The sequence below is a fragment of the Ectobacillus soli genome (assembly GCF_042610425.1).
Taxonomy (GTDB): domain Bacteria; phylum Bacillota; class Bacilli; order Bacillales; family Bacillaceae_G; genus Ectobacillus.
In genome coordinates, this window is record NZ_JBGJZM010000001.1 from 2,132,139 (window position 1) to 2,156,222 (window position 24,084).

The following is a 24,084-nucleotide window of genomic DNA, read 5'->3' on the forward strand; positions in this document are numbered from 1 at the left end:
TTGCTATATGTCACGCACGGAGTGAAACGTCCGTGTTTGTGTATCAAATTCTACTATAATCCCTTTGCCAAGTTTGATTCCCTTCACATTCCAAAACTCGTTTTCATTCTGTTGTACCCATTTACTAAGAAACCAACGAATCGGACCTCCATGGCTTACAACAAGAATGGTTTCCTCTTTATGTAACAATGTTTCATTCAACCATTTGTCAAACCTTACACCAAGTTGATGCAAGGTTTCGCCGTTTGGCGGACTGATCTCTAACGGATTATGAATCCATTTTTCAAACCATTCGGATTCGTTTTCCGTAATCATTTCATATGTTTTACAATCCCAATTGCCAAAGTCAAGTTCTCGTAAAGCAACCACAGGGATAGGCTTCAGTTGCAAAGCTGAACCAATGATTTGCGCACTTTCCATCGTACGTGATAAATCACTGGAATAGAGCTTACCTTTATCTGTTGAAATCTTCCCCTTCAATTGGTCTGCTAATTGAAAAAGTTGCTTGCGCCCCGTCTCATTTAACGGTGCATCGTAATGTCCAAGATAGCAGTGTGCTGCATTTTCATTGGTTTGGCCGTGTCGTATGAAAATTAGTTTCATGCTACAAATCTCCAAATGGCTAACGCTAGAAATAAAGAAACACATTCGCTAAATTCCACTAGCGCTCCGTAGCAATCTCCGGTTAGCATGTTTAGCTTTTTATAAATTTTCATTACAAACAAACCTGTTATAATGGCCGTTACACTAAATAATAGAATACCAGACATACCCGTTGTTAGATAGGTAATTCCAACAAGTATTAGCGTATGTATGGCTAGAATGAGCCACGTTATGTATGTACGAAGACCTGCACCAATTCCGCCTTCTTTTCGGTATGGCAAAAGACGAATGGCGCTAATTAGCAAAAACCGTGCATAGAATGGACTTAGCACTAGAATGCTAGGCAAATGCAAATGAAGCAATTCATATACTGCAATCATTTTCCCGACAATGAGGCATATCCCTGCAATCACACCCATAGCCCCAACGCGGCTATCCTTCATAATTTCTAGTGTTTCTTCACGACTTCGGTTGCTTCCAAAACCATCGGCTAAATCCATCCAGCCGTCAATATGCAACCCACCTGTAACCCAAATCCATAGTAACACAATTAAAAATGCAGAAACAGCTTCTGAAAATATCCTTTCTATTCCAAAAGAAGCAAGGGATAAGATCGCACCGATGATAAGACCTACAATTGGAAAATAGATAGCACTTTTTTGCCAATCCTGTTTGGATGATTGAATTCTTGGAACTGGAATACGTGTTAAAAACATAACTGCTGTAAGAAATGCTTTCATTATTTCAACCTCACAGGCAAACCGGAAAAAACAGCAAACGCTTCGTCAGCTGCCTCAGCCACTATTTGATTTATTTTCCCAAGAACATCCTGAAATAAGCGTCCAAGCGGGGATAATGCAATTCCACCTAAACCTACCTCATCGGACACAATGATGAGGTGCTGGTTTAGATTTCGAATCTCTTCCAGCCACTCTGTTGCCTCCTGAATAATCTCGACTTTCTCTTCCTTATTCTCCGATATATTCATACAACGGTTCGCAACCCATGTACCTATGCAATCTACTAGAATACTATCATAGTTTTGATAAACAGACTGATACCCGACTAGTTCCTCTGGCTTTTCTAATACGTCCCAATGGTCCGGTCTGCGATCCTTATGCTTCTGAATTCTGTTTTTCATTTCTTCATCGGTAACAACACCAAAGGCAACATATAACACGGAACCAGGTTGTGAGGATGCAAGTTTTTCCGCAAAGTCGCTCTTTCCGGAACGCACTCCTCCTGTAATATACGTGATTGTCAACGGATTTCCTCCTTTTCTACTTCTTGCAGTGCTTGTAGAAGACGGTCATTTTCATGCTTCGTCCGAATTGCAATGCGAACATCATGGGAGGTTAAGCCAGGATACATGCTACAGGAACGAATTAAAATCCCCTTTTTTCCAAGCTTCCACTGTAAATCTGCTGCTTCTAACTCATTCGGAAGACGAATTAATAGGAAATTCGCTTGTCCCGGAAACACAAACCAACCTAAGCGTTCTGTAATGAAACGTGTTACGTAGCTTCGTTGCTCTTCAATTAAAGTAATTGTTTGTTGTTCGTATTCCTGTTCTTCTAGACAAGCCTCTCCTGCTGCAAGGGCTAGCTGATTTACACTCCAAGTGACTTGCTTTTTTTGTAATTTTGCAATAATGTCTGGTTGTGATATGGCATAGCCGAGGCGTAAACCCGGTATAGCGTAGAATTTTGTCATAGAACGGATGAAAACAATGTGTTGAAACGCTTTCATTTTTGTAAGTAAAGTGACTTGCTTATCGACCGGAATAAAGTCGATAAATGCTTCATCCATGATGACATACGTATGTGTTTGCTGAGCAAAGGATGCGATTTGCATGAGCTCTTCTTTTGTATAGAGAATGCCAGTTGGATTATTCGGATGACCGAGGAAGACAAGATCCGTCTCTGCTAGTAACATCTGTATAGACGACATATCTGGTTTATAATTATACTCCCGTTTGCCGTAGATGGACTTAACTTTTGCACCATAGGATCGCGTCAGCTGTTCATATTCTGAAAAACAGGGATACACAATGCCGACTGTTTCTGGCTGCAATCCTAAAATTGCTAGTGCCATGCACTCCGCTGCCCCGTTTCCAATCAAAATATTCTCAGGAAGAACGGATAACTTTTCCGCTAGCTTTTGCTTTAAAAGGCGCTGCGCTGGATCCGGGTAGTGGATAATCGTTTTCAGTTGATCCTGTAGTCGTTTCATGACAAATGCCGGAGGCCCGAGCGGATTAATATTGGCACTAAAATCTAAAAAATCTCCCGCCGGCGTATCGAAGAGTTTCTCAGCTGTGAGCAAATCACCGCCATGACCGTATGTTTCAATCCATGCCATTAAAATTCAATTCCTTTCACAGCTGGTACGCCTTCCTTATAATAATGCTTCACTTCTTTCATTTCTGTAACCAAATCAGCGCAAGCAATGATCTCTTCTTTTGCTGATCGTCCGGTAATAATAAGATGCATCCCCTCTTGACGGGTTTGGATTAAGCGAATCACCTCTTCAAGGGGAAGAACGTCATCAACAGGGAATTTTGAAATGGCAAGTGCATTGTTTAACTCATCTAAAATAACAACGTCATAAGAGCCGGAAAACACCTTTTCTTTCGTAAACGCCCATGCTTTCTTTAGTGCCAAGCGATGTTCTTCTGGTGTTTTCGTCCACGTAAAGCCGACTCCTGTTTGATGCATTTCAATACCGATCTTATCAAATGTGATGTTTTCGCCGTATGTACGGTTCGGTGATTTAATGAACTGAATGACTAATACCCGTTTCCCGCGGCCAGCAGCACGTACTGCAAGACCCATAGCTGCAGTCGTTTTTCCTTTTCCATCACCTGTATACACTAACGTAAGTCCTCGTTGTTTCTTATTTTCTATTGTTTCTTCCATTCTTTCACACCCCTATAACCAAGTTGTTTTCTCTTCAAAAGGTGTCCGGGTAGGTGTCTTTTGCTTTTTCAATGACTCCTCATCCGGATAGCCGATAAACACATTTCCAATAATTTTTTTATTTTCTGGTGAACCGATGAATGCATACATACGTGCGTCTCTGACAAGACCGACACCTCTTGTTCTCCATACAAATCCTAAACCTAGTTCTTTCGCAGCTAGCCACATCGAATGAATGGCGCAGCATACAGCATACTCATTATCTTCCGATGCTTCTTCATCTCCATCGACTACATCAGACGTCACAATAATATTAACAGGCGTATGTTTCAATACTTTCAACGAACTCTCTACAAGATGAGGTTTTGTCGGAAAACGCTCCTGCAAATAAGATGTTGCGAGCTCTTCATACCGTTTCTTTGCTTCTCCCTTTATTACATAAAAACTCCATGGCTCCCTCATCCGGTCGTTTGGCGCCCATGTGGCAGCATCAAGCAAAACTTTAATTTTTTCATCTTCTACATCGCGCACTGCATAGTCTCGAATTGCTCTTCTATTTTTCAATTCTTCTACCAATGACATATTAATAACTCCCTACCTGCATTTCTTTATTTGCTTGCAAATCTTCAAACCACTGAATCTTCTTTCGTAGCCCGACCACTTCTCCGACAAGAACAATCGCTGGATGTGTTATCTTGTTCTCTTCTGCGACTGCTTCTATCGTAGTTAAATCCCCTGTTACCGTCTTTTGCTTTTCCGTTGTGCCCCACTGAATAATCGCAACAGGTGTGTGCGGATCTTTTCCATGCTCGGTAAGCTTGCTGCATATATGATGTAAATTTCCGATTCCCATGTAAAAGGCAATCGTATCAATTCCCTGGGCAAGAGCTGACCAGTTCAGATGATCTGCTCCTTTTTCCTCACGACCGTGTCCGGTTACAATAGCGAAAGAGGATGCATGATCACGGTGCGTAACAGGAATGCCGGCATAAGCAGGTGCTGCAATTCCTGCTGTAATACCTGGCACAATTTCATAGCAGATTCCCTGCTCAGCAAGTACTTCCGCTTCCTCGCCAACTCGGCCAAATACGCAAGGATCTCCTCCCTTTAAACGGACAACCGTCTTTCCTTCAAGTGCTTTTTCTACCAAAAGCTCATGAATTTGCTCTTGAATCAATGCGTGTTTACCTGGAAGCTTGCCACAAAATATTAACTCGGTATCCTTTTTCGCATAATCCAATAATTTGCTGCTTGCCAAACGATCATATAAAATGACGTCAGCCTTCTGTATACATTCCATTCCGTACACGGTGATGAGTTTCGGGTCACCAGGACCCGCACCGACCAAATATACTATTCCCTTTGTCACTATTACCCCGCTCCTCTTTATCCAACTGGTTTACTCGTACTATCAATCTATTCTTTTGAGATATTCGCAGAATCGAATGTTGCCATTTCTTTTAGCATGAGCGTTGCAGACTCTAAAATAGGAAAGGCAACTGCAGCTCCACTTCCTTCTCCTAAACGAAATCCTAAATCAAGGATTGGTTTCTTTCCTAACAGCTCAATTGCAATCTTATGTCCGATTTCAACAGAATGATGTCCGACAATCATATAGTCACCTGCATACTCACATATTTCTTTTGCAAGAAGAGCAGAAATCGTACAAATAAAACCATCAACTAAAATAGGAATGCGGTGATAAGCAGCAGCAAGCATGGCGCCTGTCATCGCACCAATTTCCAAGCCGCCTACCTTTGCAAGTACATCAATTGGATCTGATTTGTCAGGTTTTCTTGCTTCAATCCCGCGCATAATAACGTCCTGCTTATGCTGTACCTTTTCTGGTACAATTCCAGTTCCGCGTCCAACCAATTCGCTAATATCACGTCCACTTAAAACAGCTAAAATTGCACTACTAGGCGTCGTGTTTCCTATTCCCATTTCTCCAACAATCAAACATTTCACGCCTTGCTTAATCAAGTTTTCTGCTCGTTCATAACCGACTTCGATAGCCCGTTCTGCCTCATCTCTTGTCATTGCATCCTGCTTGCAAAAGTTTGCTGTACCAAAACGGACTTTTCGTTGAACCAAATCATCAGCTTCGATCGTCTGTGCTACACCAACATCGACAATTTCAAATTTAGCCCCGATTTGTCTACTGAATACATTGATTGCAGCTCCTCCATGTAAAAAGTTTTGTACCATTTGAACCGTAACCTCTGCAGGAAACGCGGATACTCCTTCTTCTACAACACCGTGGTCGGCAGCAAACGTAATGACCCCAGCTGGCGCTACAACAGGAAATGGTTCCGATGTAATTTCTGCAAGTTGAATCGCAAGTTCCTCTAATCTACCTAAACTACCAGGCGGCTTTGTTAACGTATCAATATATTCCTCTACACGTTTTCCCATTTGCTTATCTACTGGTCCTATGTTCTGGATTGTCTTTATCATTTTGCAATCTCCTTTGTTTGGAACTCTTCCATTTTTTTATTTATAAAAGCAAAGTCAACATGCTTTCTCACATGCTCAGCTACTCTGTCGTATTCTGCCTCTCGCAGTTCATTAAACGTTACGCGCTGATTGATTGGATCTAATCCCTTATGCTGTCTAATCGTATTTAACACCGTTTCGCGTAAGGCATCATTATGAAAAATCCCGTGAAAATAGGTGCCCACGACTCGTTCATCCTCACTTTTGCAGCCGTCTACTCCGCCCTCTGTCTGAATAAAAGTATGGTTGTCCAGTGCGATTGTTTCTCCCATATGAATCTCGTAGCCAGTTACTGCAAAGCCCTGCTGCGCGAAGGATGCCTGTCCCTTTGACAGTACGGTCGTTTTCTCCTCTGTCATCACCGTGCGAACAGGGAGCAGACCGAGACCTTCTATTTTTTCATACGGGGATTCTACCCTAAGTGGGTCGAAAATTTTCTCACCGAGCATTTGATACCCACCGCAAATCCCAAATATACATGATTTCTTTTTCTTATGTAAGTCTAGCAATTTCTCCGCTATCCCGCTTTCTTGTAAAAACATAAGGTCCTCAATCGTATTTTTACTTCCGGGCAAAAGAATCAAATCAGGCTCATGCACTTGATCTGCCCTCGTAACATAGCGAACATCACAGTCCGGCTCGGCAAAGAACGGCTCGGCATCAGTAAAATTCGAGATTCTTGGATATTGGATGACGACGATATCAATCTCTTTTTCTACATGCTTATCGGAAGTATATTGATTTAAAACGAGAGAATCCTCGGCATCAATCGCTAAATTTCGAATATACGGAACCACGCCAAGTACCTTCTTTCCCGTATACTCTTCAAACCAATCGAGCCCGGGTTGTAGCAGGCTGACATCACCGCGAAATTTATTAATAATGACACCAATGACACGCTCGCGGTCTTCTGGGTTCAGCAGCTGAAGCGTTCCAACTAAGCTTGCAAATACGCCGCCTTTGTCAATATCTCCAATTAAAATAACAGGAGCATTCGCAATTCTTGCTACACGCATATTGACAAGCTCGCGGTCCATTAAATTGATTTCTGCAGGACTTCCTGCTCCTTCTATTACAATTCGTTCGTACCCTTCAGATAAAACTTGCAGCGATTCCTGAATTAGCTTTACTCCCATTTTGAAGAAATCCTTCCGATAATCCCCTGCCTTCATCGTTTCAAATACTTTGCCGTGTACGACAATTTGTGATTCATAGTCGCGGGATGGTTTAATTAAAATCGGGTTCATATCGGTTGTTGCAGCGATTCCTGCTGCTTCTGCTTGCACGCCTTGAGCTCTGCCAATTTCTTTTCCATCAATCGTAATATAAGAATTGAGCGCCATATTTTGTGACTTAAACGGAGCCGTTTTGAAACCGTCCTGTGCAAAAATACGGCAAAAAGCAGTGGTGATGACGCTTTTCCCGGCATCCGAATGCGTTCCTTGCAGCATAATGGGGAGTGCTTTATTCATGCGTCTTCATCTCCTTGCAACGGTTGATCCAATTTACCACCATTTGCGGACAAGAACCAAAATGAAAATGAGTGTAACCAGCGATTAGATTTTCACGCATGTAACCTTCTTGCTTTCTGCCGCGCATCCCTTTTGTTTCGTAAGCATATGGAACCTCATCCTTTGGATGAAACGTCGAGTAATGAAATTCATGTCCTTTTGCTTGCAAGTTTCCTTCCAGTAAAAAGTTTGTTCCCGTTACTTCCCGGTAGCCAAGTGCTGCTAGCTTTGTTTGCATTTTAACTATTCCAGGAATAACACCAACCATTTCATAGGTTTCGCCATTTGTCGTTTCAATTGCTTCCGTTAAAAACATAAACCCCCCGCACTCCGCAAGTGTCGGAAGTCCTCGTTCTATCGCTGCGCGAATCGACTGCTTCACTTCTGATTGGCTCGCAAGTTCCTTCGCAAATTCCTCTGGAAACCCGCCGCCGATGTACAGACCATCGACATCTGCTGGCACTATTTCGCCCGCCAATGGAGAAAATTCTACTAGATCTGCGCCGTAAGCTTTCAATATGTCAAAGTTCTCCTGATAATAAAAGTTAAAGGCTGCATCTCTTGCCACTGCAATGCGAACCGACTTTTCTTCCTTCGTCTCAAACTGCGAACTTGGTACTTGTAAAGTCATCGTTTCTGCTAGCTCATAGAGTCGGTCAATCTCTACGGTTTCTAATACAGCATCTCCAAGCGTATCAAAGAATGGATTGAGTTCCCCACGTTCCACTGAAGGCACTAACCCTAAATGCCGTTCTGGAATCGTAAGCGCTTCATCTCGTTTCATATAACCGAGTACCGGAATGCCGCATTCTTGCTCAATTGCTGTTTTCACAATACGAAAATGTCCTTCACTACCGACTCGATTCGCAATCACACCAACAATATTTGTTTCTTCTAAAAAGGATTGAAATCCCTTCACAATCGCAGCGCTACTTCTAGCCATGCTCGCGCAGTTCACAACGAGAACAACCGGACTTTTTGTAATGATACTGATTTCGGCTGTCGTCCCTACATTATTGGTTGGATTCTTCCCGTCAAAAAAACCCATCACACCTTCAATTATGGAAATATCGGCGCCCGCGCTGCCCCGATTCACAATGTCTTTTACCATTTCATGACCGAGCATCCAGCTGTCCAAATTACGAGAATTCCTTCCTGTTACTGCGGTATGATAAGTAGGATCGATATAATCTGGCCCGCATTTAAAACCTTGAACGATATACCCTTTTTTTCGTAATGCCGACATAATCCCGATTGTTACTGTTGTTTTTCCAACACCGCTTCCGGTTCCTGCAATAACAAGTCTTCTATTTAACATGCCATTTTTCCTCCTTTCCCTGTCGATTAGTGGGGAATAACCGCTACAGAAATCGTAACATTCCCTGACTTTTTCTTCACAAGTTCTAATGCTTCCGCACCGCTATATAACAGTGCTGCTGGTTCGCTCACCCCATACGCTCCGGTGTATTTAAAGACTGTTTCAGAAGGTTGCTTTATTTTCACCCTATTTAGTACTTCAGGAGAATAATAAACAAATTCCCAGTCGTTCTTTCGCACTACCTCAAGTAAACCTTCTTCATCTTTTTTCAAATCAATCGTACAAAGGGCCTTCACGCTTTTGATAGAAACATGCAGTTCGTCTAACGTTTCATGAATGACGGATTCTATTTCCTCAAATGATGTACCGCGGTTACAGCCCATTCCAAGCACAATCACCTTCGGACGGTATAACACTCCGTTTTGTAAAATGGAGTTCTCCTCTGCATGAAGATTTCGATGGGTCACGACAAGGGCAGCATTATGCGGATGCTTTAACGCCTCAGCAACCGAATGGTAGACTTTCATATGTATAGGCAGCGGATGGTTGTAGTTCCACCATTCTTTTTCGCCAGATTCTTGCACAATTGCAATCTGTTCTTCATTCACAACCGCTGCGCTAACCGGCGTTAATTTTTCAGCAGATTCCCATACCCAGCCAAAGCGTTTGCCAAAGAGATCAACGGGGATCGTTTGTTGAACGTCCGAAGCAGTCGTAATGATAGCATTCGCACCTAAAGTTGCTGCTACCTCTCTCGTCAGTTCATTGGCTCCGCCGATGTGACCCGACAATACACTGATTACATTCTCACCTTTATCGTCGATGACCACAACAGCAGGATCTACCTTTTTATCTTTTAAAAGAGGAGCAATCATACGCACAACTGCACCAAGAGAAATAATAATTATGAGTCCTTGATACGATTTGAAAAGGGCGGGAAGCAACAAGCGGACACTCCCAGTAAACATTTGAATGTCCTTATCTTGCTCGTCTCCCTGTTCAAATTTGCTCATATAATATACATCCGTATTTTGAAACGAACGCCCTAGCTTTCTTGCAATCTGTACGCCGTGTTTCGTGATGGCAACAACCGCATACTCACCGCTTTGCTCGATTGCAGGCATTTGTCCTTCCAGAAGCGTATGAATCACGATTGTACCCCCCGGCGAAATCCGTGCGTAAATTCTTTATCATACAGCTTAGAACGGTACTCTTTATCATGTATATTTTCATCAAGCGCCCAGCCCATCAAAATCATTGCCTGCTTCCGTATACCATTTGTCCGCATTGCCTCATCCATGTTTTCCACTGTCGTACGGACAACTTTTTGGTCAGGCCATGATGCTTTATAAATAACCGCTACCGGCGTATCTTTGCTCCAACCGGCATCCAATACTTCTTTCATCACTTTTTTCGTTAAGGTGCTACTTAAGAAAAGAGCGATTGTACAATGATGCTTGGCTAAATCCCGCAGTTTTTCAAACTCAGGCACTGGCGTTCTTCCTTCAGCTCTTGTTAAAATCAACGTTTGTGTTAAGTCTGGAATGGTAAGTTCTGCTTGTGCCGCTGCAGCTGCTGCAAATACGGAGCTAACACCAGGCACGATTTCAACACCGACGCCAGCTTTTTTTAGTAACACCATTTGTTCCATAATCGCACCGTATACGGCTGGATCACCTGTGTGAACACGCACAACCTTTTTCCCTTGCTTGATTCGTTCCACCATAATAGAGACCATTTCTTCTAAATGCATGCCCGCTGTTTTCATGACTTCTGCTTCTGGCTTTGCTTTTGCAATTAATTCTTCATTCACAAGAGAATCAGCATACAATACTACATCTGCTTCCTCTAGAAGCTTTAACCCTTTTACTGTAATCAAATCTGGATCTCCAGGACCTGCTCCAATTATGTATAGTTTCATTTTCTCACCACCATTAATGTTAGATATTCCAATTCTGCGCCTTCAATTTCTTCTGCTTTCCAAATAATCTCTTCATCCGATGTCACTTTTGTCACAACAGAAGTATTCTGAAGCAAATCTAATTCACGTACCACTTGTAGCATCAAATCGATAACCTTTGCCACCTTGATAAAAATGACACAATCATGATCTTCAATGGCTTGCTTCATTGCTTCATAATTATCGTGCGCTGGAATAATTGCTACGTGCTCATCCCCGTCTGCAAGCGGAATACCTAGTCTTGCAGCAGCTCCGTTCACAGAAGAAATACCTGGAACAACTTCAATGATAGCTTCCGGATGGCGCTCTTGCATCAAAACCATCATATGGATGAATGTACTATATAATAGTGGATCGCCTTCTGTAACGAACGCAACATTCTTTCCTTCCTGTAGCTTTTCCCAAACGCTTTCAACCGTTTCGCTCCACTTTCGTTCTAAAATGGTCTCATCCTTTGTCATTGGAAACACAAGACCAAGCATTTCCTTTTCATTCGGATTCACATACACATCGATAATTTTTTGGGCATAGCTTTTGCTTCCCTTTTGTTTCTTCGGATACGCAATGACTGGTGATTCCTTTAATCTTCGAAACGCCTTAACGGTAATCAATTCCGGATCTCCCGGACCAACTCCTAAACCATATAATGTTCCTAGCATCTTTACTCTCCTCGCTCTGCGCTTATGATATAAATCGGATTGAGTGCATCAAACCGAGTTAGGTTCAAAATCGGCTTGCTTCGTGAAATTTGGACAAGCGTAATATTCGTCTTGAATCCTTGTTTTTTAAATGCTTTCTGAGCTTCCGCCAAATTTTCAATCGTTACCGCATTTAAAACAATCCGGCCTTTCTCTTTCAACCGACTGCAGCAAATGTCTAAAATCGCATCCATTCCGCCTGCTGTCCCGCCGATAAATACGGCATCCGGATCAGAGAATGTATCGAGTCCTTCTGGTGCTTTTCCTTGGACAACGGTTGCATCTACGCGAAACTTTGCTAAGTTTTGCCAGCAATTTTCTAAATCACCTTCATTCTTTTCAATGGCGAAGATTTGTCCTTCACGTGCTACTTTTGCTGCCTCAATCGCCACAGAACCTGTACATGTACCGATATCCCATACAATACTGTCCTTCTGCAAATGAAGTGCACTTATGCTCAGCGCTCGAATTTCCTTTTTCGTAATCAGCCCTTTCTCAGGCTTACGCTGAATAAACTCTTCATCCTCTATACCGATAGACCAAGATGGACCTTCAGCCGTTTTCTTCAAAACCACTACATTTAACGGCGAAAACTCGGCATCTTTCATCTCGTCTAACTCCATATGGCGACATCTTTCATTTTCGCTTCCTACATTTTCTGCTATAAATGCCTTATACTCCGTCATGCCAAACGACAATAAGTACTGTGCAATTCGATTCGGTGAATTCTCTTCATCTGTTAAAATAGCAATTTTTTCTCTTCCGTCAATGCGCTGGGCAAGCCCCTTCATACTTCTTCCATGAACGCTGGTCAAATACGCATCATTCCATCGTTCTCCCATTCTTGCAAAGGTAAGTTGGACGGAACTTACATACGGATAGATTTCAATTTCTATTTTGCTAGATAAATAGCTACCAATCCCATAAAATAGGGGATCACCTGATGCTAGAATGACAACGCTTCTCGTCTCTGTTTGAAGACGTTCTACTAATTTTGCAAGTCCGCCTTCAATCACAACCTTTTCTCCCGTATAATCTGGGAAAAAGGCAAGCTGCCGGTTTCCTCCTACTAGCACTTCACTTTCATAAATCCACTTCTCATACTTAGGAAGCAAGCTTTGCTTCCCATCATCACCAATTCCAATTATTTTCATCAATGGCGCACTGCCTTTCCTAAGCATTCTCCCTTTAACGTATATAAAGTCGTATCCACTTCCATACCACCATCCACTTCCTGAAGAGCAGACAGGCAACAATGCTCACTTAGCTTCGTGAAATATTCCACGTAGCCATGCTGCATCATCCAATCTCCAACCTGTGATGCTGTATTGGCAGCTTTAATTTCTTCGAGTAGCGGCTGCCCAGCCCCCACTTTGCAAGCAATCTGTGCTAAAAATTCAAAATCAACCGCTGCACTTTTTGAGTGGACCATCATAATCCCTTGGGCTACCTTGGAGAATTTCCCCATCATTCCAACCATCGAAACGCGCTTTGCCCCTTGCCGTTTGCACTGCTTTAACGTAAACCCAACAAAATCACCCATTTCAATAAACGCTTCCTCAGGCAAATAAGGAAATTGCTTCATCGCATACGCTTCACTGCGTCCGCCTGTCGTGATGACAACGTGGTCACAGTGGCTAGCTCGTGCTACCCGAATTGCCTGCACAATACTTGCTTTAAAAGCAGATGTAGAAAACGGGACGACAATCCCGCGCGTTCCTAAAATCGAGATTCCACCGATGATACCGAGCCGGCCATTTAACGTTTTTTTCGCAATTTCTTCCCCGCCTGGTACAGAAATCACAATGGTAATGCCTCGCTCTATACCATAATCCTGCAGAACATCACGTGCGGCCTCTAGAATCATGCGGCGCGGCACGGGATTAATCGCCGCTTCCCCGACAGCAACCGGCAATCCTTCCTTCGTGACGCGTCCTACTCCGGTGCCTCCATCTAACACGATATCTGGCTGATCTGACCAAGTCACAGTAGAAATAATGCTCGCCCCGTGCGTTGCATCGGGATCATCTCCACCATCCTTTATTACAACTGCCAATGCAGTTTGCTCGGTTCGTTCACAGCTTTCAATAACAAACGTGGCAAATCGTTTGATTGGCAAATAAATCGTCGCTTCAGTTTGCGTTTGTCCGGTAATAAGAGCAGTAAGTGCTGCTTTCGTTGCGGCTGTCGCACACGATCCGGTTGTATAGCCTTCGCGAAGCTTTTTCTCACTCATTTTTATTCCTTATCCGCTAGTAAAGAAAGAGCATTTAACGCTGCCACCGTTATCGTACTTCCGCCCTTTCTCCCTACATTCGTAATAAACGGAATATCTAGCTTTGCTAATTCTTCTTTGGATTCAGCTGCAGATACAAAACCAACAGGAAGTCCAATTATAAGATCAGGTTTTGCTTCTCCTTCTTTAATGAGACGGATGAGCTCCAGCAAGGCAGTAGGTGCATTGCCAATCGCATAAATACCACCTTCTGCTTCTTTAATCGCTTTTCGCATCGAAATGATGGCACGCGTCGTATTCAATCGCTTTGCTTCTTCTCTTACATCCGGATCCGAAATATATACTTTGATTTCCCCACCAAACTTTTCAATTCGTGTTTTGTTCGCTCCCACTTGAACCATTTGTACATCTGCTATCACTTTTTTCCCGCTTCGGATTGCACGAATACCAGCTTGGATTGCATCGGGATGAAATAGCAAGCTCCTTCCTAGATCAAAATCAGCTGATGCATGAATAACACGTTGCACGATAGGATATTGTTCCTCGGTAAAAGAATGTGGTCCTAGCTCTTCCGTAATCATAGCAAAGCTTCTTCCCTCAATTTGCTCGGGCTGAACCGTAACAGGTTTAAATTCAGTACGAAAATCCATATGCTCCATCTCCTTATTTAATGGTTTCTATTTTTTTAACAGCAAAGCTTCCTCTAACGCTTGTAATACCTCAGAAAAATGAGAATACACACAACCATATTCCATTTTTGGCCGTTCAATGAGAATGATGTCGATACCGAGTTCTTTTGCCGCCTCTACTTTCTCATCAACAGAGCCAACTTTTCCACTTTCCTTTGTAATCATCGTGGTGACGCCATATTGATTATAAAGAGCCTTATCCAGCTCCTTTGTAAATGGTCCTTGAATGGCCACAATATTTTTTTGCGGCAATCTAAGCTGTTCGCATTTTTCCATATTGTCTGTGCGTGGCAGCATACGGGCAATCAGGCGAACATCCGGAAGTGCTACTAATTTTTCCGTAAAGATTTGCAGGGTTTTGCTGCCAGTCGTTAACATGACAACCCCTTTTTTCTTTGCCGCTTCTATGGCCGCCTCTTCATAGCTGCTTACGACCGTCATTTTTTCATACGCAAATTTCTGAGATTCACGCTCATAGCGGATGTACGGAACTTGCGCCTGCTCAGCTGCATGGATAGCATTTTTGGATGCCTCTTCCGCAAAAGGATGGCTGGCATCCACGACAACTTGTACACCTTTTTCCCGAATGAAATCGGCCATTTCTTTATCTGTCATTCTTCCTGTCCTTACATCGATTCCCACCTGCTTCATTTCCGATGCAGCATTCTCTGTAACAACTGTGGTAAGGATCAAATAACCGGCTTTCTGGATTTCTAACGCCAATGCACGGGCATCACTTGTGCCAGCCAGCATGAAAATCATATCAATCCGCCTGCCTTTTTCTCCTCATGACTGTGATGATGATCATGGTTGTGATCGTGATCATGGTCGTGATCGTGATCATGGTCGTGGTGATGATGTTCAATATGTTCCATCGCATCCAAACGATATTGACAAATGTCACAATTCATACGCACTTCACCTTGCAGTGCTTCCCTAGCACGTTCTTGTAAAATAGTAAGTAAGTTTGGATGAAAACCAAAATAGCCTGCCAGCTCAAACGTAATGTCAGGGTGCAGCCCTTGAAACTTTGTAATCATCTCTTCCAAACGTTTTATTAAAATGCCTGTGAATAAAAAGTAAGGAAGAATAATCACTTTCTTTGCCCCAAGCTTGATGCACCGCTCAACTCCTTCTTCTACAAGCGGATCCGTCACACCCATGAAAGCTGGTTCGACAAATTTATAATTTGTTTTCTCCCAAAGTAATCTTGAAATCTTATATAAATCACTGTTTGCGTCGGGATCACTCCCACCACGTCCCAAAAGTAGAATAGCAGTGTCTGCCATTGGTTCATCTGGATTCTCACCAATTTCTACTAATCTCGTTTTCAAAATCCCGAAGATTTCTTCATGGACTCCTATTGGTTTACCATATGTAAAAGATACATGGGAATACTTTTGTTTTGCATCATCAATGGCTGCTGGAATATGAATTTTCGAATGCCCAGCAGGTAAAAGCATAATTGGAATCACAATTACTTCCTTTGCACCCTTTTCAACGCAGTTATCAATTCCTTGACTAACTGTCGGTCTTTCAAATTCTAAAAAGCATGCTTCTATTAAAAGTGACGGATCCCATCCTGACTTCATATTTTCTATAAACTGCAGAACTTGGCTGTTTCCTTCTGGATCTTTACTCCCATGCCCTACAAACAAAATAGCTTTCACACATCTTCCCCCTTATTTTTCCTACTTACTCTCCGCAAGCCGGTTCTTCTATTTTCAAATTCGGCGTCATATCCTGAAACTCGAAGCCCTGTACATTCTTAACGCGTTTAAAGAATTTGTAAAAGCGTTCGTTCGGATAACCTTTCTCCTTATATTCCTGTACGATTGCTTCTACAATACCGACAATTTTGTCAGGTGCAATTCCTTCTGCAACAATCTGGCCTGAATGTGCATTTCGTCCGGTTGTTTTTGCACCTAAAAACAAATCAAAGGCTCCTCTTCGAAAAACGATTCCGATATCTTCCTTCACAGCACCATAACACGCCATGGCACAGCCATTGAAGCCAATTTTCAGCTCTTTCGGTAGCTGTATTCCTCCTAGCTTTGTTTGAATTTCTTCAGCATAGGGAATGCTATCCTTTTTGTCTCCATCGCAAAAGTCGCATGCCTTAACTGTTAGCACCTCCCCTATCGGTGACAGTAAAAAGCCTGCTTCCTGTAAAGTAGTTGTAATTGAATTCGGATTATCGGTTGGAATCACAAGCTTGATCGCATGATCCGGTGTATATTCCATCGTGCCTTCGTCCGATACTAGCTCGGCAAGTGTCATCATCTGCTGTGCTGTAAATTTCTTATTAGCAACACCTGGACTTACAGCGAGCTCTAATAAGGATGTAATTGGTTGCTGGATAAATGACTTTTCATTATCGATTTCCCCCGAAACAGCTTGCAGCGCCTCTTCTGCTAATTCATGTGGAGACATCTTAACTTGATTCAATGACCAAGGCTCTGCTTCCTTTTGCAGACGCTTATGCGGCGCAAGCTTTTGCTCGGTTTGATCTAGCGTATACTTTCGTTGGTAGCCGCGCGGGGTAATCATGAGATTATCATAGACAAACGTCGATGAATTTCCGACAATCACCGTTGTAAGCATCCCAATTTCATGTTCTAGCATGTTTGCAAGGTTTGTAATAACAACATCTTGCCGGTCACGATACGCACTTTTCACAAGGCCGACCGGCGTATTTGGCGAGCGATACTTTAGTAAGATCCGCTGTGCCTCTTCAATTTGTCTCGTTCTTCTCCCGCTTTTCGGATTATAAAAGGCAATGACAAAGTCAGCCTGCGCCGCCGCATCAATTCTCTTTTCAATCAAAGTCCAAGGCGTTAAATGATCGCTTAAGCTAATCGTGCATGCATCATGCATAATCGGTGCTCCGAGCAATGAAGCACAGGAATTAATCGCCGAAATACCTGGAATAATTTCAACCTCAACGCCGGTTTCCTTTCGCCATCCAGCCCCTAGAAGAACTTCATAAACAAGACCCGCCATCCCGTACACACCGGCATCACCGCTTGAAATAACAGCAACATTCTTGCCCTGCTCAGCTTGTCTTACCGCTTCTTGCGCCCGGCTTACTTCTTCTGTCATACCAGTGCTCACAATCGTCTGTCCTACTAATAATCCTTCTATCAAATCGACATATGTTTTATAACCAATAACGATGTCACATTCCCCAATTGCTTCCTTTGCCCGTTTCGTAATATGCTCGCTACTTCCTGGGCCAAACCCAATAACTGCTACTTTTCCTTTCACGCTCATGCGCCGCCTTTCCAATAGGCTAGAAGCATGGAAACTCCCAGACCTATGCTATATATGCCCGTAACAGAACCTAAAATGAAGTAAAGTCGTTGTCTTGCTATCGTCTTCATAAAACCCCATGAAAAACATAAGGCAATCGTAATTGTGGAAATCAACAATCCAACAACAAATAAAATGAGTTGCAGCATCGCAGACGAGATATGATGCACGCCGACCGCATTTGTTAAGATGACGATTTGAGTCGGACTTTCTACCCCAATGCCATGAATGATGCCAATTATAAAGGCGCCAATCATCCCAAACTGTGTTGTAGATACTCTGTTTTCCCTTTTATTTCGTGCAAATAATTCATATACAATTCTGAACCTGCTTTTATAAACATAATCTTGTCTTTGCCAAACCATCGTAATCAACATATACGTTCCTAGTACAAGCAAGGAAAGGCTAACCAATAGCTCTAATGCTTCCCTTGAAGCTTTCGACAATTCTACCCCTAAAAATAAGGATAGGAGACCAATGAGAAAGACGATGAATCCATGACCAAAGGCATACATGACACCAAGTGACACTTGCTTGCGTTTCTGTCCTGCACTTCCAACCATATCGGCAATGGCTGCCACATGATCACCATCCATACCATGCTTCATTCCAAGTAAAATTGTTAAGCAAGTAAACGCAATCCATTCCAAACGAAACACCTCAATTATTTGATTTCAATATGCCAGCTTCACTTTTTGAACCTACTAGAGGGATAAAGCCATCCTCCTCATAATGATAGAGAACTGCTTCATCTAGTACATTGCCAGAGGCAAGTTGCTGCACAATCTGTCTTCCAATTATTTCGTCTACTTCCTTGTACCAAGTTCCTTGCGGGTAGGCGATGACAATAGGAGCATCCTTGCATCTTCCATTGCACCTTGTTCTTGTTGTATGTATAAGAGCATCAGCCCCAATTTTCGTAATCTCACCACGAATCGCCTGCGTTACCTCCTCTCCTCCTTTTCTCATACAGCTACTTCCGTTACAAACCAATACGTGATGCTTCGTTCCTGTTAGGTTCCAAGTCGTCATAGCAACTCTCCTTTCTACACTAAAAAAAGCACCCCTATCAACGGATAGGGGTGCGAATAAATACGATTGCTACAGCATTTTAGTCAGCACTTCCACCCATACTCCCGTAAGTTTAAGTAAGCCAAAAACAAGGCAGGTCTCCTGACTTAGGTTCATCATTTCATTGCGTCTTCCCAAGCATCGCTCAGTGACATGTACAACAAAACTCCCCTTTACAGTGGCGGGTACCGTGATGGATTTTCACCATCTTCCCTTTTAAACGCAGCTTGTAAATCACCGCGTACCTCATTTCTATCATTCTATTCAATTGTAAATTTACTATTTTCTCTTCCAAAACAAATAAGCCACTCAACTATTCATGAGTGACTGAAACGAAAGCTCGGAAAGGTAAGCGCATACAAACCTTTATCAATGCTGTCGCTTCACCTTCTCAATCCCCGAAGAATTTGAAACTTATAGAACTAAGACAGGTCTCCTGACTCGTGCATCTTCCTACTTTAGGTCCTTCCCGTATTCATTACAGTGGTTCACCTATTTCGTCCACACATACAGTTGCGGGTACAGTTCCGTTTTTTCACGGATTCCCTATTAAGCCTTTGTGGCATCTTATTTTATCGCTGAAACTATTCACTTTTAAAACAATTCTTGTTTGTAGTCATGATACCGCAAATTGTTTGACTTTTCAACATTTTTTTACAATTGCTGTTAATTCCCCCATGTTTCATGAAAAATTAAATCGGCAAGACTGCGGCGCTTTTCCCAATTAGCCGTCTCTAAAATAGGTTGCTTCGGATAATCCTCAGTATACCCAATGGAAAGCAAGGCAACCGGATCAATATGAGGCGGAATATGCAAAATATCGCGCACATCATTTTTCTTATAAAAGCTAACCCATCCCATCGCCAATCCTTCTGCACATGAAGCTAGCCACATATTTTCAATGGCGCATGCTGTCGATAATATATCCGTCTCTGGAATCGAATTTCTCCCAAGAACATGAGAACCACCTCGCGTCGGATCGCATGTCACACAAATCGTGAGCGGAGCTTGTTTGATTCCTTCTATTTTCAATTCCAAGAACTTGGCTGAACGTTCATCTTCGTAATGAATCGAAAGCGCTTTCCTTTCCTTCTCCGCTGCCCATGCTAATTTCTCTTTCACGGGCGAAGACGTAACCATAATAAAATTCCATGGCTGCATAAACCCTACCGAAGGAGCATGATGCGCCGCTTGCAAAATCCGCTCGACTGCATCTTCTGGTATCGGATTTGGGAGAAAACTACGTACATCTCTCCTTCTATAAATCACATTGTATACCGCATCTTTTTCAACTGAATCTCCAATCATTAAACCATCCCCTCTTTTCTAGTATAACATCTCACCTATATTAGATTACATATTTCCCTAATGCAATCCTTTATCTTGTATGAGGTTTTTTTCTTTTGAAATCAAAACAGCCTGAGCCCCGTGAAATCAGACTCAGGCTACTCTATACTATTGTATTCTTCCTTGTTCTATAAACTGCGTAATAACATTGATATATTTTTCCCGCCCTTGTTCTATATTTTGTGGCATAGAGCACCAATATGGGTGAGGGATACGCTCTGCAATTTTGATATCCTGAGGGAGACGCCCATCCTCTTTCATTTCGTAAAGTGTTTCCTCTACTTTCCTACTAACTGGTATAATGTAGCTTGGCATGAGCAAATTCATTTCTTTAATAAATCCTTTGGTAAACAATTTTGCTACCCATCCAGCTAAATCATAGTAATGAAAAGCACTCCGATGCCGTTGGAAACCAAACCAGGATAGATTTGTCATATATACATGCTGAAAGAATGCTGTTGGACCGAAATGTTGGATGATACTGTAGATAAATTGTGAGCTGACTTCAGATGTAGTACGAGGGACGTTTCCTAGTAACACCGATAGCGACTTAAAATCTAGAAATGGTACACCTGTTTTACTAGCGCGGTTGTTAGGATTCATGCCGACTAACGCAATTCGTTTTTCAGCTTGAGGCTTATAATACAAGGCGTAAAATTGTTTTGCTAATTCCTTAAATTCTTCACAATCCGCAATAATAGAAATGTTCCTCTCTTCTAATGTTTTCATAATCCTTCGATTTTTCCTTGCATCTCTCAAAAAATTAAAATGTTCTTCAATAATCTGATCCATTCTTCATCTCCCCTTTTCTCTGTATTCAACTTCAAAGGTATTATAATATAAACATATAGAGGTAAAAGAGAAATACACCAAATCTAAAACTATTTTTACAAAATTAGGAATCATGTAAAAGAAGGTCTAAATTTGAAATGATAACTTAATACGAAATTAGGTTGACATTTCTGTTTATTTCATGGTAAAAATCCTGGAATTATGTAGAATGTGACTTCATTTTGCTTACTAATTCAATCGTACCTTCTTATCTTGACATTCCCTCTTTTTCTAGTGCATAATAACGTCAAGTAGATACAAGGAAAAACGTGAGAAAAGGAATAGTAAGCACCTTTCAGGTGATAGAGAATGGAATCCACCGGCTGTAAGATTCCTCACCTTTGAATTTGCTGAACCTACCTTGGAGTCCTAGGCGAAAGCCATGGCGTAGCACCGACGTTACAGGTGAAAGTGGGTGTAATGATTACACCAAGTAAGGTGGTACCGCGGAACGATGACTCTTCCGTCCTTTCATAGAAAGGATGGGAGGGTCTTTTTTGCATAGAAACAGAAAATACTCTGGTACGCGCGTTTTTGATGAAGATGGAGGGAATATAGGTGAAACGGCAACGGATCGTTGTGAAAATTGGAAGCAGCTCGCTGACAACAACTAACGGAGTTTGTATGGAGAAGCTAGCCGATCATGTGGCAGCTATTGCAAAGCTTAAAGCTATGGGTCATGATGTGGTACTTATTACATCGGGTGCAGTTGCAGCTGGCTTTGCAGCACTTGGCTATCCAACTCGGCCTGTGACGATGAAAGGCAAGCAAGCGGCAGCAGCAGTTGGACAAGGATTGTTAATGCAAGCATATACAGCAGAATTTCAGAAACATAGTATTATCACAGCTCAGCTACTTTTAACGAGAAGTGATTTTTCACGAAAAGAACAATATAGCAATGCATATGCAGCATTGTCGGAGCTACTCGATCGTCATGCATTGCCAATTATTAACGAAAATGACTCAGTATCTCTCGTAGAACTCACATTTGGTGATAATGATATGCTTTCTGCACTCGTTAGTGGCCTTGTGTACGCAGATATGCTCATCATTTTAACAGATGTAAACGGCCTATATGATAGCAATCCAAGAGACAATCCAGATGCGAAGCGGTTTTCCTATCTTCCTTCCATTACGGATGAAATCGCTGCGCTAGCAAAAGGCTCAGGCACAAAAGTTGGCACAGGGGGCATGAAATCAAAGATTGATGCCGCCAAAACAGCCGTTTCACTTGGTGTAAACGTGTTTATCGGAACGGGGCAAGGCGAAGATAAATTACTAGACATCCTTCTTGGTAAAGGAGACGGTACGTACATCGGCCATACAGAACAAAAAACAGTAAATACGAATAAACAATGGATCTCCCTGCATTCCATTATTCGCGGCCGTATTTCGATTGACACCGGCGCAGCCAGAGCCGTTGTCCAGAACGGAAAAAGCCTCCTGCCTGCAGGAGTGACGACAGTGGAAGGTAACTTTGTACCTGGCGATGTTGTGGAAGTTCTCGGTCCAAAGGGAACCATCATTGGCAGAGGGCAAGTACAATATTCAGCATACGAACTAGAACAAGTCAAAGGGAAACAAAGCTTTGAAATTATGCAGCAGGAAGAACGGCACAGCTACGAAGTCATTCACCGTGACAATTGGGTTACTTTATAAAGTGAAACTTCCATCAGTGGGGGGTTTTCTTCATCCCCCACTGATGGTTAGTTGAACCAATCGGGCTTTTACGGGCAGTTAGACCCCCACTTAGCCTTTTCTGATTTTCTAATGTCTTAACGTGGGGGTCTTACTGCCCCGTTAATGCGGGATAAAATAAGGGGGCACGCAAAATGAGTGAAGTAGTGGAAAAAGGAAAACTTGCAAAAGTAGCCGCACAGCAATTCGTGACAAAAACAACCGAACAAAAAAACGCGGCACTCTCTGCTATTGCGGATGCATTGGCGTCAGAAACGTCTTATATTTTACAAGAAAATGAAAAGGATTTAACTGCAGGCAAAGAAAAAGGAATGTCTTCTTCTATGCTAGATCGTCTTCGCTTAACAGAGGAACGTCTAGCTGGAATGGCGGAAGGAATTCGTCAGTTGATTGACTTGCCAGACCCTGTCGGCAAAACGATATCCACAATCAAACGTCCAAACGGTCTTACGATTAAACAAGTAACGGTACCACTCGGTGTTGTCGGTATGATTTACGAAGCTCGTCCAAACGTAACTGTTGATGCAGCAACACTTTGTCTGAAAACAGGTAACGCGGCACTCCTTCGCGGAAGCTCATCTGCCATTTATTCAAATAAAGCCATTGTTACCGTTCTGCGCCGGGCCATTGCGAAAACAGCACTGCCAGTTGATAGCGTACAACTTATCGAAGATACATCTCGGAATAGCGCAAAGGAATTGTTCACCTTAAATGACTATCTGGACGTTCTTATTCCGCGCGGGGGAAAACAATTAATTGATACCGTTGTTCGGGAGGCATCTGTTCCCGTTATCGAAACAGGAGCTGGCAATTGCCATGTATTCGTCGATGAAACAGCAGATTTTGAAATGGCAACTGCTATTATTATTAATGCAAAAACACAGCGTCCTTCCGTTTGTAACGCCATCGAAACGATTGTTTTACACGAAGCATGGACGAAGAAATACGGAAAAACATTATTTGAAACGCTACATGACCGTGGTATAGAGCTACGCGGTGATGAAAAGGCACGCGCAATTGATAGCAGCATCCTTCCTGCAACCGAGGATGACTACTTATATGAATTTTTATCCTTAACACTAGCTGTAAAAATTGTCTCATCAGTAGAAGAGGCCATCCAGCATATTAACCATTACGGCTCCAAGCACTCAGAAGCGATTATTACAGAAAATGATGAGCACGTTGCACAGTTTTTTAATGAAATTGATGCTGCCGCTCTTTATCACAATGCATCTACTCGCTTTACCGACGGCTTCGAATTCGGCTTCGGTGCAGAAATCGGCATTAGCACGCAAAAGCTTCACGCTCGCGGACCAATGGGGTTACCAGTACTCACCACAACGAAATATAAAATTTATGGAAACGGACAAATACGGGAGTAGAACTAGCTCCCCCT

25 protein-coding genes, 2 riboswitches and 1 other annotated feature are annotated in these 24,084 nt (G+C 42.6%); of the genes, 2 read left to right on the forward strand and 23 right to left on the reverse strand.

Annotated elements, in window-relative coordinates; all coding sequences use genetic code 11:
• Window positions 1-3 precede the first annotated feature (3 nt).
• From ACAN53_RS10815 to ACAN53_RS10925, 23 genes are all read right to left on the reverse strand, one after another.
• Entirely contained in the window at window positions 4-603 is a 600-nt protein-coding gene (locus tag ACAN53_RS10815; RefSeq protein ID WP_379969813.1) for a histidine phosphatase family protein, read from the reverse strand.
• A complete protein-coding gene (gene cobS / locus ACAN53_RS10820) occupies window positions 600-1,343 on the reverse strand; it encodes an adenosylcobinamide-GDP ribazoletransferase (RefSeq protein ID WP_379969815.1) in 744 nt (247 codons plus the stop codon). The genes ACAN53_RS10815 and cobS overlap by 4 nt, the downstream gene beginning before the upstream one ends.
• Window positions 1,343-1,867 carry a bifunctional adenosylcobinamide kinase/adenosylcobinamide-phosphate guanylyltransferase gene (gene cobU / locus ACAN53_RS10825; protein ID WP_379969817.1) on the reverse strand — a complete coding sequence of 175 codons (525 nt, stop codon included), beginning with the start codon at window positions 1,865-1,867 and terminating at the stop codon, window positions 1,343-1,345. The genes cobS and cobU overlap by 1 nt, the downstream gene beginning before the upstream one ends.
• A complete protein-coding gene (gene cobD, locus ACAN53_RS10830) occupies window positions 1,864-2,964 on the reverse strand; it encodes a threonine-phosphate decarboxylase CobD (RefSeq protein WP_379969819.1) in 1,101 nt (366 codons plus the stop codon). Before cobD ends, cobU begins: the two co-directional genes overlap by 4 nt.
• Entirely contained in the window at window positions 2,964-3,521 is a 558-nt protein-coding gene (gene cobO / locus ACAN53_RS10835) for a cob(I)yrinic acid a,c-diamide adenosyltransferase (RefSeq protein ID WP_379969821.1), read from the reverse strand. Before cobO ends, cobD begins: the two co-directional genes overlap by 1 nt.
• Window positions 3,522-3,533: 12 nt before the next feature.
• Entirely contained in the window at window positions 3,534-4,103 is a 570-nt protein-coding gene (locus ACAN53_RS10840; RefSeq protein WP_379969823.1) for a nitroreductase family protein, read from the reverse strand.
• 1 nt (window position 4,104) lies between these two features.
• Complete coding sequence (gene cobA, locus ACAN53_RS10845) at window positions 4,105-4,890, reverse strand: uroporphyrinogen-III C-methyltransferase (RefSeq protein WP_379969825.1); 786 nt, start codon at window positions 4,888-4,890, stop codon at window positions 4,105-4,107.
• A 47-nt stretch (window positions 4,891-4,937) separates the two neighbouring features.
• Window positions 4,938-5,978, reverse strand: a complete 1,041-nt coding sequence (gene cobT / locus ACAN53_RS10850; protein ID WP_379969827.1) for a nicotinate-nucleotide--dimethylbenzimidazole phosphoribosyltransferase — start codon at window positions 5,976-5,978, stop codon at window positions 4,938-4,940.
• The gene (locus ACAN53_RS10855; protein WP_379969829.1) at window positions 5,975-7,489 is read right to left on the reverse strand and encodes a cobyric acid synthase; all 1,515 of its coding nucleotides are present in this window, start codon (window positions 7,487-7,489) and stop codon (window positions 5,975-5,977) included. Before ACAN53_RS10855 ends, cobT begins: the two co-directional genes overlap by 4 nt.
• On the reverse strand, window positions 7,482-8,846 hold the full coding sequence (locus tag ACAN53_RS10860; RefSeq protein WP_379969831.1) for a cobyrinate a,c-diamide synthase: 1,365 nt from the start codon (window positions 8,844-8,846) through the stop codon (window positions 7,482-7,484). The genes ACAN53_RS10855 and ACAN53_RS10860 overlap by 8 nt, the downstream gene beginning before the upstream one ends.
• A gap of 26 nt (window positions 8,847-8,872) precedes the next feature.
• Window positions 8,873-9,994, reverse strand: coding sequence for a cobalt-precorrin 5A hydrolase (locus ACAN53_RS10865; protein WP_379970308.1), 1,122 nt, complete (start codon window positions 9,992-9,994; stop codon window positions 8,873-8,875).
• Window positions 9,994-10,767, reverse strand: coding sequence for a precorrin-4 C(11)-methyltransferase (gene cobM / locus ACAN53_RS10870; protein ID WP_379969833.1), 774 nt, complete (start codon window positions 10,765-10,767; stop codon window positions 9,994-9,996). Before cobM ends, ACAN53_RS10865 begins: the two co-directional genes overlap by 1 nt.
• Complete coding sequence (gene cobI / locus ACAN53_RS10875; RefSeq protein WP_379969835.1) at window positions 10,764-11,465, reverse strand: precorrin-2 C(20)-methyltransferase; 702 nt, start codon at window positions 11,463-11,465, stop codon at window positions 10,764-10,766. Before cobI ends, cobM begins: the two co-directional genes overlap by 4 nt.
• A 2-nt stretch (window positions 11,466-11,467) precedes the next feature.
• Entirely contained in the window at window positions 11,468-12,658 is a 1,191-nt protein-coding gene (gene cbiE, locus ACAN53_RS10880; protein ID WP_379970309.1) for a precorrin-6y C5,15-methyltransferase (decarboxylating) subunit CbiE, read from the reverse strand.
• A complete protein-coding gene (locus ACAN53_RS10885; protein WP_379969837.1) occupies window positions 12,658-13,740 on the reverse strand; it encodes a cobalt-precorrin-5B (C(1))-methyltransferase in 1,083 nt (360 codons plus the stop codon). Before ACAN53_RS10885 ends, cbiE begins: the two co-directional genes overlap by 1 nt.
• Window positions 13,741-13,742: 2 nt before the next feature.
• Complete coding sequence (locus ACAN53_RS10890) at window positions 13,743-14,390, reverse strand: precorrin-8X methylmutase (protein WP_379969839.1); 648 nt, start codon at window positions 14,388-14,390, stop codon at window positions 13,743-13,745.
• A gap of 27 nt (window positions 14,391-14,417) precedes the next feature.
• Window positions 14,418-15,191 carry a precorrin-6A reductase gene (cobK, locus tag ACAN53_RS10895; protein WP_379969841.1) on the reverse strand — a complete coding sequence of 258 codons (774 nt, stop codon included), beginning with the start codon at window positions 15,189-15,191 and terminating at the stop codon, window positions 14,418-14,420.
• Window positions 15,188-16,099: a sirohydrochlorin chelatase gene (locus tag ACAN53_RS10900; protein ID WP_379969843.1), complete on the reverse strand. Its 912-nt coding sequence runs from the start codon at window positions 16,097-16,099 to the stop codon at window positions 15,188-15,190. Before ACAN53_RS10900 ends, cobK begins: the two co-directional genes overlap by 4 nt.
• A gap of 25 nt (window positions 16,100-16,124) precedes the next feature.
• On the reverse strand, window positions 16,125-17,696 hold the full coding sequence (gene cobJ, locus ACAN53_RS10905) for a precorrin-3B C(17)-methyltransferase (protein ID WP_379969845.1): 1,572 nt from the start codon (window positions 17,694-17,696) through the stop codon (window positions 16,125-16,127).
• A gap of 2 nt (window positions 17,697-17,698) precedes the next feature.
• On the reverse strand, window positions 17,699-18,391 hold the full coding sequence (locus ACAN53_RS10910; protein WP_379969847.1) for a HoxN/HupN/NixA family nickel/cobalt transporter: 693 nt from the start codon (window positions 18,389-18,391) through the stop codon (window positions 17,699-17,701).
• A gap of 10 nt (window positions 18,392-18,401) precedes the next feature.
• Window positions 18,402-18,773 carry a (2Fe-2S) ferredoxin domain-containing protein gene (locus ACAN53_RS10915; protein ID WP_379969849.1) on the reverse strand — a complete coding sequence of 124 codons (372 nt, stop codon included), beginning with the start codon at window positions 18,771-18,773 and terminating at the stop codon, window positions 18,402-18,404.
• A 114-nt stretch (window positions 18,774-18,887) separates the two neighbouring features.
• Window positions 18,888-19,076, reverse strand: a riboswitch (cobalamin riboswitch).
• A 145-nt stretch (window positions 19,077-19,221) separates the two neighbouring features.
• Window positions 19,222-19,396: riboswitch (cobalamin riboswitch) on the reverse strand.
• 82 nt (window positions 19,397-19,478) lie between these two features.
• The gene (gene bluB / locus ACAN53_RS10920) at window positions 19,479-20,120 is read right to left on the reverse strand and encodes a 5,6-dimethylbenzimidazole synthase (RefSeq protein WP_379969851.1); all 642 of its coding nucleotides are present in this window, start codon (window positions 20,118-20,120) and stop codon (window positions 19,479-19,481) included.
• Window positions 20,121-20,267: 147 nt separating this feature from the next.
• Window positions 20,268-20,951, reverse strand: coding sequence for a uracil-DNA glycosylase family protein (locus ACAN53_RS10925; RefSeq protein WP_379969853.1), 684 nt, complete (start codon window positions 20,949-20,951; stop codon window positions 20,268-20,270).
• Between the two features lie 300 nt (window positions 20,952-21,251).
• Window positions 21,252-21,464, forward strand: a binding site (T-box leader).
• 84 nt (window positions 21,465-21,548) lie between these two features.
• Between ACAN53_RS10925 and proB the strand changes: the two genes are divergently transcribed.
• Window positions 21,549-22,649 (forward strand): glutamate 5-kinase, encoded by a 1,101-nt coding sequence (proB, locus tag ACAN53_RS10930; RefSeq protein WP_379969855.1) that lies wholly within the window; start codon window positions 21,549-21,551, stop codon window positions 22,647-22,649.
• Window positions 22,650-22,822: 173 nt separating this feature from the next.
• Window positions 22,823-24,070, forward strand: a complete 1,248-nt coding sequence (locus tag ACAN53_RS10935) for a glutamate-5-semialdehyde dehydrogenase (protein WP_379969857.1) — start codon at window positions 22,823-22,825, stop codon at window positions 24,068-24,070.
• Window positions 24,071-24,084 lie beyond the last annotated feature (14 nt).

Bases quoted from the DNA above. Each gene is read 5' to 3' on its own strand.
- ACAN53_RS10815 (WP_379969813.1), bottom strand. From the start codon at position 603: ATGAAACTAATTTTCATACGACACGGCCAAACCAATGAAAATGCAGCA.
- cobS (WP_379969815.1), bottom strand. From the start codon at position 1,343: ATGAAAGCATTTCTTACAGCAGTTATGTTTTTAACACGTATTCCAGTT.
- cobD (WP_379969819.1), bottom strand. From the start codon at position 2,964: ATGGCATGGATTGAAACATACGGTCATGGCGGTGATTTGCTCACAGCT.
- cobO (WP_379969821.1), bottom strand. From the start codon at position 3,521: ATGGAAGAAACAATAGAAAATAAGAAACAACGAGGACTTACGTTAGTG.
- ACAN53_RS10840 (WP_379969823.1), bottom strand. From the start codon at position 4,103: ATGTCATTGGTAGAAGAATTGAAAAATAGAAGAGCAATTCGAGACTAT.
- cobT (WP_379969827.1), bottom strand. From the start codon at position 5,978: ATGATAAAGACAATCCAGAACATAGGACCAGTAGATAAGCAAATGGGA.
- ACAN53_RS10855 (WP_379969829.1), bottom strand. From the start codon at position 7,489: ATGAATAAAGCACTCCCCATTATGCTGCAAGGAACGCATTCGGATGCC.
- ACAN53_RS10860 (WP_379969831.1), bottom strand. From the start codon at position 8,846: ATGTTAAATAGAAGACTTGTTATTGCAGGAACCGGAAGCGGTGTTGGA.
- cobM (WP_379969833.1), bottom strand. From the start codon at position 10,767: ATGAAACTATACATAATTGGAGCAGGTCCTGGAGATCCAGATTTGATT.
- cobI (WP_379969835.1), bottom strand. From the start codon at position 11,465: ATGCTAGGAACATTATATGGTTTAGGAGTTGGTCCGGGAGATCCGGAA.
- cbiE (WP_379970309.1), bottom strand. From the start codon at position 12,658: ATGAAAATAATTGGAATTGGTGATGATGGGAAGCAAAGCTTGCTTCCT.
- ACAN53_RS10885 (WP_379969837.1), bottom strand. From the start codon at position 13,740: ATGAGTGAGAAAAAGCTTCGCGAAGGCTATACAACCGGATCGTGTGCG.
- ACAN53_RS10890 (WP_379969839.1), bottom strand. From the start codon at position 14,390: ATGGATTTTCGTACTGAATTTAAACCTGTTACGGTTCAGCCCGAGCAA.
- cobK (WP_379969841.1), bottom strand. From the start codon at position 15,191: ATGATTTTCATGCTGGCTGGCACAAGTGATGCCCGTGCATTGGCGTTA.
- ACAN53_RS10915 (WP_379969849.1), bottom strand. From the start codon at position 18,773: ATGACGACTTGGAACCTAACAGGAACGAAGCATCACGTATTGGTTTGT.
- bluB (WP_379969851.1), bottom strand. From the start codon at position 20,120: ATGATTGGAGATTCAGTTGAAAAAGATGCGGTATACAATGTGATTTAT.
- ACAN53_RS10925 (WP_379969853.1), bottom strand. From the start codon at position 20,951: ATGGATCAGATTATTGAAGAACATTTTAATTTTTTGAGAGATGCAAGG.
- ACAN53_RS10935 (WP_379969857.1), top strand. From the start codon at position 22,823: ATGAGTGAAGTAGTGGAAAAAGGAAAACTTGCAAAAGTAGCCGCACAG.